Source organism: Enterococcus sp. AZ191, assembly GCF_051713845.1.
GTDB classification, from domain to species: domain Bacteria; phylum Bacillota; class Bacilli; order Lactobacillales; family Enterococcaceae; genus Enterococcus_B; species Enterococcus_B durans.
Genome location: NZ_JBIOQS010000001.1, coordinates 1,668,490 through 1,681,354, shown reverse-complemented (window position 1 = coordinate 1,681,354; position 12,865 = coordinate 1,668,490). Strand labels below are relative to the sequence as shown.

13 protein-coding genes and 1 pseudogene are annotated in these 12,865 nt (G+C 38.1%); 11 read left to right on the top strand and 3 right to left on the bottom strand.

Going from position 1 to position 12,865, the window contains the following annotated elements; translation table 11 throughout:
* The first annotated feature begins 93 nt into the window (after positions 1 to 93).
* From IGI47_RS08100 to IGI47_RS08090, 3 genes are all read left to right on the top strand, one after another.
* Entirely contained in the window at positions 94 to 1,545 is a 1,452-nt protein-coding gene (locus IGI47_RS08100; protein ID WP_438783892.1) for an amidase, read from the top strand.
* Positions 1,546 to 1,747: 202 nt separating this feature from the next.
* A complete protein-coding gene (locus IGI47_RS08095) occupies positions 1,748 to 2,437 on the top strand; it encodes a hypothetical protein (protein WP_311931087.1) in 690 nt (229 codons plus the stop codon).
* 6 nt (positions 2,438 to 2,443) lie between these two features.
* Positions 2,444 to 3,406 carry a sce7725 family protein gene (locus IGI47_RS08090; protein ID WP_438783891.1) on the top strand — a complete coding sequence of 321 codons (963 nt, stop codon included), beginning with the start codon at positions 2,444 to 2,446 and terminating at the stop codon, positions 3,404 to 3,406.
* 112 nt (positions 3,407 to 3,518) lie between these two features.
* Here IGI47_RS08090 and IGI47_RS08085 read toward each other — a convergent pair whose 3' ends face one another.
* The 3 genes from IGI47_RS08085 to IGI47_RS08075 all read right to left on the bottom strand — a co-directional run bounded on the left by IGI47_RS08085 (position 3,519) and on the right by IGI47_RS08075 (position 7,096).
* Positions 3,519 to 4,064 carry a guanylate kinase gene (locus tag IGI47_RS08085; RefSeq protein ID WP_311931090.1) on the bottom strand — a complete coding sequence of 182 codons (546 nt, stop codon included), beginning with the start codon at positions 4,062 to 4,064 and terminating at the stop codon, positions 3,519 to 3,521.
* Positions 4,065 to 4,184: 120 nt separating this feature from the next.
* Positions 4,185 to 5,366 (bottom strand): NupC/NupG family nucleoside CNT transporter, encoded by a 1,182-nt coding sequence (locus tag IGI47_RS08080; protein ID WP_311931091.1) that lies wholly within the window; start codon positions 5,364 to 5,366, stop codon positions 4,185 to 4,187.
* A 227-nt stretch (positions 5,367 to 5,593) separates the two neighbouring features.
* On the bottom strand, positions 5,594 to 7,096 hold the full coding sequence (locus tag IGI47_RS08075) for a DUF1846 domain-containing protein (RefSeq protein ID WP_438783889.1): 1,503 nt from the start codon (positions 7,094 to 7,096) through the stop codon (positions 5,594 to 5,596).
* A gap of 158 nt (positions 7,097 to 7,254) precedes the next feature.
* Between IGI47_RS08075 and IGI47_RS08070 the strand changes: the two genes are divergently transcribed.
* The 8 genes and pseudogenes from IGI47_RS08070 to IGI47_RS08035 all read left to right on the top strand — a co-directional run bounded on the left by IGI47_RS08070 (position 7,255) and on the right by IGI47_RS08035 (position 12,862).
* Complete coding sequence (locus IGI47_RS08070) at positions 7,255 to 7,446, top strand: hypothetical protein (RefSeq protein WP_005877639.1); 192 nt, start codon at positions 7,255 to 7,257, stop codon at positions 7,444 to 7,446.
* Between the two features lie 205 nt (positions 7,447 to 7,651).
* The gene (locus IGI47_RS08065; RefSeq protein WP_005877641.1) at positions 7,652 to 8,539 is read left to right on the top strand and encodes a hypothetical protein; all 888 of its coding nucleotides are present in this window, start codon (positions 7,652 to 7,654) and stop codon (positions 8,537 to 8,539) included.
* Positions 8,536 to 9,579: a hypothetical protein gene (locus IGI47_RS08060; protein ID WP_311931093.1), complete on the top strand. Its 1,044-nt coding sequence runs from the start codon at positions 8,536 to 8,538 to the stop codon at positions 9,577 to 9,579. The genes IGI47_RS08065 and IGI47_RS08060 overlap by 4 nt, the downstream gene beginning before the upstream one ends.
* A gap of 92 nt (positions 9,580 to 9,671) precedes the next feature.
* Positions 9,672 to 10,172, top strand: a complete 501-nt coding sequence (locus IGI47_RS08055; protein WP_311931094.1) for an ECF transporter S component — start codon at positions 9,672 to 9,674, stop codon at positions 10,170 to 10,172.
* Positions 10,169 to 10,570, top strand: coding sequence for a DUF4430 domain-containing protein (locus IGI47_RS08050; RefSeq protein ID WP_311931095.1), 402 nt, complete (start codon positions 10,169 to 10,171; stop codon positions 10,568 to 10,570). The genes IGI47_RS08055 and IGI47_RS08050 overlap by 4 nt, the downstream gene beginning before the upstream one ends.
* 250 nt (positions 10,571 to 10,820) lie before the next feature.
* A pseudogene (locus IGI47_RS08045) lies at positions 10,821 to 11,576 on the top strand (cation diffusion facilitator family transporter); the annotation flags it as partial.
* A 187-nt stretch (positions 11,577 to 11,763) separates the two neighbouring features.
* Complete coding sequence (locus IGI47_RS08040) at positions 11,764 to 12,552, top strand: AzlC family ABC transporter permease (protein WP_311931097.1); 789 nt, start codon at positions 11,764 to 11,766, stop codon at positions 12,550 to 12,552.
* Positions 12,545 to 12,862 carry an AzlD domain-containing protein gene (locus IGI47_RS08035; RefSeq protein WP_005877655.1) on the top strand — a complete coding sequence of 106 codons (318 nt, stop codon included), beginning with the start codon at positions 12,545 to 12,547 and terminating at the stop codon, positions 12,860 to 12,862. Before IGI47_RS08040 ends, IGI47_RS08035 begins: the two co-directional genes overlap by 8 nt.
* The last annotated feature ends 3 nt before the right edge of the window (positions 12,863 to 12,865 follow it).

The window sequence follows — 12,865 nt, the reverse complement described above, 5'->3', positions numbered from 1 at the left end:
AGTAGCAAATTGGAAGAAGACGCACTGGTTGCAAACGAAATCATTGTACATTTAGAAAGGTTATGGGAAAATTATAAAAAAGGAGTGATACACTTGAAAGATGGAATTGAACTAGCAAGGCAACTGAAAAGCAAACAGTTGAGTCATGAGGAATTAATGGCAGATATCATAAAAAAAGTCAATGAGAAAAATCCTGCACTAAATGCTCTAGTCACTTTTGAGCCTGAGAAGATACTGGATGAGAAGAAACAATTCAATGAAAAATCAGACCATCCGCTACATGGTGTACCATTCCCGCTGAAAATGCTTGGTCAAGAGAAAAAAGGCTGGCTGGCAACTTTTGGCTCCAGTTTATTTCAAACACAACGAGCATCGAAAAATTCCAACTTTGTCAATCAAGTGGAATCTATCGGACTTATGCCATTAGGACAAACAAATTCACCAGAATTTGGCTTTAAAAATATCACCGATGCTCAGATCTATGGTCCAGCTAGAAATCCTTGGAATACAGATTATTCACCTGGTGGCTCAAGTGGTGGTGCAGCAGCAGTTGTCGCTTCTGGTATCCTACCATTGGCTGGTGCCAGCGATGGAGGAGGATCGATTCGGATTCCAGCGTCTTTTTGCGGACTTATCGGATTAAAGCCTTCCAGAGGAACGATGCCTGTAGGTCCACAAGCTTGGCGAGGGTGGCAAGGTGCGGCAATTGATTTTGGCTTAACCGTTTCGATGAGAGATACAAAAGCGTTGTTTACGGGACTACGAGGAATACACACTGGTGCTCCTTATCAAGTAGCGCCAGCAGAATGGCAAACTCATGAAAAGAAAAAACACTTGAAAATTGCTGTTTGTCCTGCATCACCGATTGGATCAGCTATCAGTGAAGAAGCAAAGCAAGCTGTAGCGAATGCAGTGCTATTTTTAGAGCAACAAGGACATGAAGTAATCGAGATCAACTATCCATTAGATGGACGTCGGCTTATCCAATCGTATTATCAAATGAATGGAGCAGAGACCGCGGCGATGATCCAGTCTATCGAGGATGGTTTAGGTCGACAAGTCCGACAAACAGAACTTGAACCGATTTCTTGGACATTATTACAGTATGGAAATAAAGTGTCAGCGTCTACTTATATTCGTTCATTGCATGTTTGGGATCATGCAGCTATAACAATGGAAGAATTATTCCAAGAAATAGATCTGTTTCTTTCCCCAACCACTGCCTTTTCTGCTCCTGAAGTAGCAAGAGATCTCCAAAGTAATGCGATTCGAGAAAAAATTGCAAATATCCAGGAATACAATGAAAAAGAAAGCTTAGAAGTCATCTCAGAGATGTTTGAAGAGAGCTTACAACTTACACCATATACGCAACTAGCAAACTTGACCGGTCAGCCAGCAATTAGTTTACCAACACATCTGACGAAAGACTCTTTACCACTGGGTATCCAATTCATGGCAGCTAGAGGAAGAGAAGACTTGCTGTTTCAGATAGGTGAGTTATTTGAGGAACATGGAAAATTCCATTTACCACCTAGCTATCGGTAATAATGCAAGAATGAAAGAAAAGACGCAACAGATAAAAAAGAACTAGCACTATAACTCTAAGTAAAATCGATTGAAAGACGGGAACAAAAGTCACCGCTTGAGGCATTTTGTTCCCGTCTTTTTTACTATTTATATCCAGATAGATTTTTTCTTGGATTTAAGGTACAATAAAAAAAGCGAAAATACGTTCGGAGGTGGGGTCTTGAAAACTCCTTTGACAATCGAAATGGAATCTTCTCTTTATCAATATTGTATCGAACAAGGTGGGATCGTCGTAGAAGAGGTAACCATGCCAGAAGATCAAGGAATCGTAGATACGTTAAGTTGTCTGACAAAATTCGATGGTAGTAGAGAATGGCGTTGTTATGAATTAAAAGTAACGAAGGCTGATTTCCGTTCAACGGCAAAATTATCTTTTGTAGGTCACTATAATTATTTTGTGTTACCAAGCACGCTTTACGAAGACGTCAAAGATGAAATCCCCACAGACATCGGGGTGTTAGTCTATCGTCCCTATGCGTTAGAGGAAGAAATGCCCGCTTCAGGAACTTTTTTTATTGCAAAAAAAGCAAGAAAAAGAGAGCTTGGTGTGGCAGAGGAGGCATTGACGAATCGTTTCATGGCTTCATTATTCCGAGAAGTAAGAAAAGCGAAACAAATGGAACGCGGCGTGAAGTATTTTCCAACGGATCAATTATATAAAGAATTGAAAAAGCGCTCTGATAGTCAAAGTCCTTTTGCTAAAGAACGGTATTATGAACGTTTTATTGAAGAAACGGAAAATCAAGCGATCCAAGATTTGAAAGAAGAAGTCTATGCCTTACAACAAGACTATGAATATCTACGTCAACAAAAACAAGTCAAGCGTTTACCGACGGAACCATTGGAGTGATAAATCATGTATTATCCCTACTTAAGAGGGAAACAATTCGATCTACTGGCGCTCAAAGAAAGTGTGAATCGAGGGCTTCTTTCGAAGAAGATAGAACCAATCATTGAACCGGTTCGTGATTCGGCTACATTAAAAGGAGTCGTTGAATTATTCCAGAAAAAAAAGCATCCTTTGACGATCATCGATAACCCGCAAGTAGGACAATTTAAACTATTTGACCAACATCTGCATACATGGGAGGTTCTCGATGATAGTTCATTACGTAATGCATCGATCATTACACCAGAAAACTATGAAAATATCATCGATCATCCACCTGATATGATTATCTTTGATGGACAACACCAACCACGGGAGACACAAATTTGGAAAGCTCTAGCGAACACACATGCACAGTTTCTGATTCCAGATAATAGCCGTATTCGTATTTGGCTGCCTGAAAATAAAATCGTGATCAAAGAATCGTTTAAAACAAGAAAACATGTGGAAACCTATGGTGAAAAAATAGATGATTTCTTTAGCGATGGTTATCTCTTTTTTCAAGAAGATGGCTATATTGGCTTCTCTGATTTTACCATCGAAGGGAGTCACTACTTTGACAAAGGGTTTCCCAGCCGAGCTTTAGCTTTGCATGTGACGTATATCGATGCCTATGGAAATTTGCGAGTGAAACACTTTGTTTCTGATACCAATGAATCTGCAAAAGACCAAGCGTTGAAATTTTTTGAAGCGGCGGAAAAACTAGAAAGATGGGTCATGAGGAATCATAATCAGCTAGTAATTACAGAAGGACTCTTAGAGTTATTGATGATTTACCATCAACAGAAGTTTCCAGGGCTAGGTGTACTAAAAAAATGGACGTTGTTGCATCATTTAGAATTGATCAGTCAATTATTGGATCGTCCTGATTCTTGCTTTAGGAATGACAAGAGGGTAGAAGCACTTTATTCCATCGTTGAGGAAAAGTAAAAAATAATTGCTAGGAAAATAGCCTAAACAAAAACAGTTGCTAGTAAGGCATCTTTTTTGTTTAGGCTTTCGATAATTGTGACAGGAACTTTTTTGCTTCATGAAACTGATGCTATTTGAGTTGTGCATAAAATTGGGTGACTGTATCTGAAAGGTTCCCATCATTCGTCAAGCGAATCAATTGTGGCAGTTTTTGTAACGCGGTCAATTCTTCCAGATCTTTTTGGAATAACGCAAGTCGTTTGTTTATCTGTGTGTCGGAGTCGCCACGACTTCGCAAGCGCTCTTCCAATTTTGTGTGAGAGATCGTGACGAAGACCGGTTGGATCTTTTCACCAAAAACAGCATGAACTGCCCAAAAACCTGGTGCTGTCAAAATCGTGTAGCAATCATCCTGGGCCAGCTTTTGTGTGATTTCCTTTTTGCTAGATCCATATTTGTTTCCAGCGTACTCATCCCATTCAACAAATGCACGATCATTGATCATCTGATTGAATTCTTCTGGAGAAACAAAATAATAATCTTTTTGATCTTGTTCCTCTGCCCGTGGTAGTCGAGTGGTATAGGTGATGATTTTTTGGTCTTGACGAAAAAGTTTTTCGGCGATCGAAGTTTTTCCTGAACCTGAAGGACCGATAAAAACATAACATTTATTCATCTTTCTACGCTCCTCACGCTTGTAGATAATCCTTGTAATGATTGATACTCCTTAACAAAAATTGCATTTCTAAAAATCGACAGTGCGTATTTTCAGAAAATGCAATTGAATAGTTGTTTATTATACTAATAGACCTGTGACGATAGCACTTAAAAAGCTGACTAAAGTTGCTGTTAATAGAATTTTCAGTCCATGTTTAGCAACTAGATTCCCTTTTTCTTCATTTAATCCTTTCATGGCCCCAGAAATGATCCCAATAGAAGAGAAGTTGGCAAAGGAAACTAGGAATACAGAAATGATTGCTGTAGTCCGTTCAGTGAACTGGAAGTTGCCTTTTGCTAATTCAGTCATCGCAACGAATTCATTCGTTACTAATTTAGTTGCCATCAGACTTCCAGCATCAACGGCTTCGTTCCAAGGTATGCCACTGATGAATGCGAATGGGGCAAAGATGTACCCAAGGATTTCTTGGAAAGTCACCCCGAATATCCCACTAAAAATCGCGTTGATCATGGCAATCAATGCCACAAAACCGATCAGCATCGCCGCAACGGTGATTGCTACGTGGAAGCCATCCAGAATATATTCGCCCAACATTTGGAAGAAGGTTTGTTCTTTGTCTTCTTCAATAATCAGCTCATCTTCTTTTTCATCCAACTGGTAAGGATTGACAATCGATGCCAGAATATATCCACCGAATAAATTCAACACAAGAGCAGTGATCACATACTTTGAGTTGATCAGTGCCATATATGAACCAACGATGGACATAGAAACAGTGGACATCGCAGAAACACTCATGGTGAACAAACGCTTTTCAGATAAAAATGGTAATTCTTTTTTGATGGAAATAAAGACTTCAGATTGTCCTAAGATGGCAGAGGCGACACCATTGTATGATTCAAGTTTACCCATGCCATTGATTTTACTTAGACCTAACCCAACGCCTTTCATAAATAGGGGGAGGATCTTGATATAACGTAAGATTCCAATGATCGCAGAAATAAACACGATAGGCATCAAAACAGTTAAGAAGAATGGTGCACTCCCTTTATTTGCTACCCCTGAAAAGACGAAGTTTACTCCTTCGCCTGCAAAGGCTAATAGCTGTTCAAATAGTTTTGCCAGTAACGAAACAACCGTCGTACCGAACGTGGTTCTCAATAATACGAAACCGAATACCAATTGTAAGACGAACATCACCAACAATGGTTTTATTTTGATTGCTCTTTTGTCTGTACTAATCAAGAAGGCAATCCCAAAAATAAAAATCAAACCGATAATTCCTAAAATATGACTCAAAAAATCACTCCTAATCAAAATTCCGTTTAATTTTACCTGTTTTACGCTTAAATTACTAATTATTCTGTTCAATTTTCATCTGTTTTTTAGAGTGAAACGTATATATGAGAAAATCAGGCCCTATACAAAATAAAAACTCTTAAAAGTTGCTTCGAGTATGTGCTTTATGAGCAACATGACACGAAACTTTTAAGAGTTTTTTATGGATTCCAGTCCCTGGACTCGAATTATTGATAGTATAGATTTTCAGAAGGGAACAGTGGTGCGCTAGTGATATCGATTCCTAATTGTTTTAATGTTTTTTCATCATTTTTATTGACCATCACTGTTGAATGGGCTTGAGCGCCATCTAGTTCTGCAAGTTTTTCATAGGCAACTTGTGCGATTGGATTTGTTATAGCGCTGATGGATAGAGCAATCAATACTTCATTCAAACTTAGGGTATCCACAGAAGAATGAAGTGCAGTTGATTTCATTCCTTGGATTGTTTCCAAAACAAGTGGTGAAAGCAAAGGAATATCATCAGAGATATGTGCCAAATGTTTCACTGCATTCAAGATGACCGCAGCCGAAGCATCCATCAATGAGCTGGTGCGTCCGGTAATGATTACTTCATTCGGCAATTGGATCGCAATGACGGCTACAGGGTCTTTCGTAGGGCTTTGGATCGTTTTGGCATAATCGTGTGCGGGCATCACCACTTTACGATCTTCAGGACGCAGGCCGACTTCTTCCATGATCAATTTGATTCGATTCACTGCTTCTTCATCGATCAAGCCCTTTTTGAAATCACATTCTGTTTGGAAGTAACGACGGATGATTTCTTGTTTCGATGCTTCTTGGACTACCGCATCATCTACGATTCCGAAACCAACACGGTTCACACCCATATCTGTTGGCGATAAGTAAACAGATTCTTTCCCTGTGATTTTTTCAATGATTCGTTTGATCACAGGGAAAGTTTCAATATCCCGATTGTAGTTGATGGCTATTTTGTTATACGCATCAAAATGGAAAGAGTCGATCATGTTGACATCTTTCAAGTCAACTGTTGCTGCTTCATAGGCGATATTCAATGGATGCTTCAATGGAACATTCCATACAGGGAAGGTTTCAAATTTTGAGTACCCGGCGGCATGGCCTTTTTGACTTTCATGATATAATTGATTCAAACAAGTTGCTAATTTTCCGCTACCGGGACCAGGAGCAGTAACGACAACGATTGGTTTAGTTGTTTCAATATAGTCATTTTTTCCAAAGCCGTCTTCTGAAACGATTTTTTCCACATTTACAGGATAATCCTCGATTTCAGCATGTTTATAGACTTTGATGTTACGTCTTTCAAGTTTATTGATAAATACTTTTGTTGCTGGTTGACCATTATAACGAGTGATAACGACGCTGTTGATGGATAAGCCGTAGCCACGGAGTTCATCGATCAATCGCAAGATATCCATATCGTAAGTGATACCATAATCTCCACGGATCTTGTTGCGTTCGATATCTCCTGCGTATACGCAGATCAAAATTTCTGCTTGATCTTTCAATTTTTGTAACAGCTTGATTTTTGCATCTTCCTCAAAGCCAGGCAATACACGTTTGGCATGTTTGTCATCTACCAGTTTTCCGCCAAATTCTAAATACAATTTATCATAGTGATTTACTCGTTCTAAAATATATGCAGACTGTTCTTCAATATATTTCTCTGAATCAAAACCGATTTTTTTCACTAGTTTCCCTCCTTAAGTACTAAAGCATTTTTTCATTTTTTTTCGATTTCGTCAACTACTAAAGGGCAACTTGCGAAAAGTATGCCTAAATTAGCAAAAACTTGCTTGTCTAGTAAAACATTCATTGGTATGATAGTGAGTGATAAGGAAGGTGTCACATGAAAAAAAGACAGAAAAAGAAAAACGCGTATAAACAATATATTCGTTCTATTTTTACCGGTTATGAAAAAATGCTAGAAAATACTGATTTAGAAGAATTGAAATTTTCTTATTTGAATGAAGAAACACTTTTAACTCGTGATGAGAATCAGCGTATCCACTTCACAACCAGAGATCTGCCTAATAAATAAAAACTTTCATTAGTGCGAAAGAGTGGGACAACTCCCGCTCTTTCGTTTTACTTTTACCTTGTAGCAAGTCAAGAGAACTGAACGTACAGCAAAACAAAATGAATTTTACATAGGAGAAGATGCCCGTTGTAACAATTTTTTCTATAAAATGGTACTATTAAAGTATCTATACAGAGTTTTTTAAGAATGTAAGGAGGTAAGTAGGATGAAGGAATCCAATCCAATAGAACCACAAGAAACGATTGATCAGAATGAAGAAGGAGCTTCTTTTTACGATATCAAAGAAAAAGCAAGCACCAATCTTTCTCAGCTATTAGAAGCATTACAAGCCTTTGAAAAAGCTGTTAGGGAAGAAAACATTCCAGAGATCTATCAGTTATACAATAGTGAATTAACGGAAGAACTGAAAAAAAGTTCAAATGAAAATCATGAAATCGATCAGTTATTGATGCGAAAAATCCATGATCGTTTTATTCAAGAATTTCCTTTTATGGAATTAGTCGAAACGATTTCCCCAACCATGAGCTATTATAAGATTGGCTCCTATTATCATGAAAGACCAACGATTGGGATCGATGCAAGTTTACCAGAGATTTTTGTCCTACCAAAAATCGATGAGGAGTGGGGCTTTTACGCCACACAACAACCGAATGATTTTAGCAAACAGGTCAATGAACTGGATGCCAAGGTGATCACGGCTAAGGCGGAGATCGAAAGACTAGATGAAGAACTAAAAGAAATCAATCGCAAAATCACTAGTTTAGATGATAATAAAGGCTTCTTGAACCGTAAAAAGATTGAAGAGGAAATTCAAGAGCTAGAGAAACAAAAACAAATTTTATCAAATGAAAAATTAGGCTGGCTACCTTATATAGAAGAACCTGAAAAAATCCAGCAACAAAAAGAAACACTATTAAAAGAAGCAAAGTCAGACCAACTTCGAGCGGCAATCGTCGAAAAAGAGCAACGTCAAATCAAGCGTTTCTTTGGTGGAAAAGAAGGATTCAGTCAAGCTATCCACCACTTTTTGATGACTTATCTAGGTAGTGAAAATCCTGAACCAACGTTTCAAGAGGGAGGGCCTGAGGAATGAGCCATAAGGATGAAACAAGACCAATAGAACAAGAAAATGAAGCAATCGAATCGCTAGATGGACTGGCTGAACAAGAAAATGAAGAAACAGCAGAAGCTGCTCCTGAGGTAGAAACAGAATCAATTACCGAAGTGACTGAAGAGAATGAGCCAGTAGAAGAACGTAAACCCGCGGTTGATGAAAATCAACTTTACCTCGATAGCAAAGAAAAAGACCATCTGGATATTGTGAGTATGATCGAAACAGCAGAGATAGAATTAGCAGATCTGCGTTTACGGAAATATCTGATTGAAGCAGATTTCTCAGGATTACTAGATTCTTTTGACCGTTATTTACTTAAAGATGAGCCAATTTCACCAATTGGAAAGACAAGCTTGATTGAGTACTTTACTTATGAATTGTTGAAACCCCTGAACGACATTGGGTTAGAGTTGTCGACCACTACCTATGATCGTTGGGAAACCAGACATTTCTCCATCAATTATAGTTTAGATGAGCAAAATCACTTGATCTTTTCTTTTGTTTTACCTACAATCGATCAACGCTACCAAGTAGAATCGATCAATTTATTAGAAGTGATCCCAGAAACGATGGAGGTCACCGTTCAGGATGATCGGGTGTTATCACTGATCCGTTACTGGTCAGTCGATCGGGTCTTTTCTGCAGGACAGATCACGATTTTCAATCACAAGCTGAACCAGCTTTTAGCACACGCAAGAAAACTAGGCTTCATTGTGAATCAAACATTGCTTGATAACACTAAACCACTTCACTTAAATCTACAGAGTGAATTTGAATTTAGCGAATCAGTATTGGATGATATCTTCATTGTTGCAATGAAGAATCCACAGTATGATTTCGAAAAATTGACCGAAGAAAAATTCAAAGTTCTGTTAGACAAAGGTCAATCATTGACGATCACGAAGAACGAACAGAATCAAACGGGATTGACGATCTCATCTGGCAATTACCATCGATCTGTCATTGATTTCTTTATCAATTATGAATTTTTAGTACCACTGATGGTTCGCAAGAACTAGGTGCTTGAGTTAGAAACATGTGACGGTCAGATTATCGACCGTCACATGTTTTTTGTTCCGTATAAATAAGCGAAAGGGGAGCTGCCAAAAAAATGACGACCAAAAAAATAGCTCAGTTGAGTCTGCTATCTGCAGCATGTGTGGTTGGCAGGATCATTTTTCAATTGATTCCCAATGTCCAACCGATGACGGCGATTTTTCTTTTTGTCGTACTGTACTTTGGTCTACGAGATGCATTGCTTGTCATGACACTGTCGCTCCTTTTAAGTAATCTTTATTTTGGGATTGGCCCATGGATGATCGGACAATGGATTAGTTTTAGTCTAATTTTAACTCTTTTTCGGTTTGTACAAGCACATATCAAACGAGAAAAAAAATGGTTGACGGGTAGTTGCTTTTTTTTGGCAGGTATATTCTTTGGCTTGTTCATGACGATTTTTGATAGTATACTTTATCAGTTAACAAATCCTTTAGTATACTATGTCCAAGGATTCAGTTTTGATCTGTTCCATGCGACGGGAAATCTTGTATTTTTTCTACTTGCTTTACCCGTCATTGAACGGTTTGATCGATTAAGCGGGAGGAAAAAATGAAAAAAATCTATTGGTTCAGTCTTGTCGGCTGTATTCTTTTGTTGTTGAGTGGCTGCACAACTGTTGATTCATCCAAAGAGGAAAATCAGCAATCTAAGACGGAACAGACACAACAAAAACAGCAAACAACGTCTATCATTATCAAGGAAGATGGTAAACAGCTTTCAAGTAAAACAGTGTCTTTTAAGACGGGTGACAACCTTTTGACTATTTTAAAAGAAAATTTTGCTATTGAAGAAGAGCAGGGATTCATTACCTCGATTGACGGCCACAAACAAGACAAGCAGAAACAAAAATATTGGACATTCACGATTGATGGAAAAAGTGCAACGAAAGGCGCAAAGGAGATTGTGCTAAAGGAAAATCAACAGATCGTATTTGATTTAGCAAAAATCTAAGCATTTGTAGTCGTACCAACAAGAAAAGGAAATGAGCGTGGGACAAAAGTAAGAAACACTTTTGTCTCATTCTTTAAAAACGAATAAACGGTGGGAGCAGAAGCAACTCCTTCTTAAATAAGCCGAAATCCACAAAAATTAGAAAAGCAATTTTCGTTCATTTCTTCTTATTTCTCGGAGTTAAACACTTCTTTCCCAGCCTCTGTTAGAAGAAAGAAGGAAAAACAATGGAAAATTTAAAGAAAAGCGGGCAAGTCGCGGGCAAAGCGATCTGCATCAATTTGGTGAAGGACGAGCAAAATACTTCTTTAGTACGATCGTAGCAATGATGCTTTTCTTCGGTGGTGGTGCGCTTGGTGTGATGGAAGCTTTTGAAAAACTGACACATCCTTCCCATGAAGTTGGTAATCCACTAATCGTAATTATCATTTTACTTTTCGGCTTGGCAATCGAGGGCAGTTCTTTACGTATTGCGATGAAGGAAATCCATGAGTTGAACACTGAAAAGTTATCGACACTTAAATTTTTACGAGAGAGCCGTCATAGTGAAATCTTGATTATTTTCACGGAAGATTTCTGTGCAGTGATTGGTTTAATCCTTGCTTTGCTTGGAACGATCTTAACGATGGTTACTGGTATTGCAGTATTTGATGCAATCAGTGGCATGTTGATCGGTTTACTTTTGATGGGAGCAGCCATTTTCTTAGCAAAAGAATTTTATAGTTTGATCATTGGAGAAAGTGTCACTGCTAGTGACTTGCTGAAAATCAAAAAAGCTTTTGAGCGACCTGAAGTATCCCATTTGATTGATGTCAAAACGGTTCACTTAGGTCCAACTGAAATACTAGTAGCCGCTAAGATCGATATTTTTGAATCAAGCGAAAGTGAAGCTTACAGGATCGTCAATGAGATCGAACGATCGATCCGCCAGTCTCTAGTAGATAAAAAAGTGTATATTTACATCGAAACGGATAAGTATAATCCAAATTATCAACGGATTCAATAAGAACCCTTGGGGATTTTCACAGTATTATTTATGTGGAAATCCCTAGTTTTTTGATGCAATATTTCAGGAATTAGTCAGAAAATGAGAAAAAAATAATTTTGTTTTTATATAAAACGGCTACATTTTCGTTTTTTTATGTTACAATGAATCCGCTGTTTATTTGTTGTAATTGAAGGAGACATTTTTGATGGATAAAAAGAAAAGTGCGCCATGGCTTCAGTCTTTGCACGCAGTAATGCCACTTTGTTTAAGTTATATCCCGGTTGGATTGGCTTGTGGAGTGCTATTACAAAAAGTTGGCTTTGATCCAATTTTAGCTGGACTGCTGTCTATTTTGGTTTTTTCTGGCGGGGCGCAATTTTTAGTTGCTTCGATGCTTACAACACAAGCATCTTTTGCAACCACACTTTTGATGGTATTTTTCTTGGAATTACGCTATACATTGTTAGGATCAAGTCTTTCCGGATTTATGAAAAAAGAGAAAAAACGTTTTTTAGCTGTTTTTTCACAGTCTTTAAATGATGAGAATTACGCAGTCAATTATTTGAAATATTCAACTGATCCTACATGGAACAAGCAAAAAGCGTTATATGTAAATTGGTTTTCAATGGTTTCTTGGGCAAGTAGTAACATGATTGGAAACTTTTTTGGGGCAGTCATTCGCGTTGATGCAGATCTTGTTCACTTTGCTTTGACAGCAATGTTTATCTTTATGTTCGTGATGCAGATGAAAAATGCGCTACTGATTTTGACTGGCGTACTTTCAGGTGTTTTAGGTGTCATCTTCATGGTACTTTTCCAAAATACGTTTGGATTAATCGCTGCGACGATGATTGCTTCTTTAGCTGGGTTTGGTTTGGAAAAAGCATTTAAGAAAGAAAAAGCAAAGAAGCTAAAGAGACTAAAGAATCGTGGCAAACATGTCAACGAACCGCTTTTCAATTTCCCAGATCAGGAGGTCAATCATCGTGACTAAGACGTATCTGTTGCTTTTAGTATTAAGTTTGTTCGTGGTAGCCTATGTTCCTAGGCTGTTCCCGATGCTTTATTTTACCCACCGTAAAGTACCATCTTGGTTTAGCGAGTGGATGAAATATGTACCGGTAGCACTTTTTGCGGCTCTAGCGTTCAAAGATGTGTTCATTACCCATGAGCATTTAGATATCGCATGGAATATCAAAGTCCTAGCGATGGTATTAGTGGCAGGAGTAGCCTACAAATCACGCTCGATGGCTTTGTCGGTATTAACCGGATTAGCTTCTGTATTTCTATTATCCATGTTATAAAAG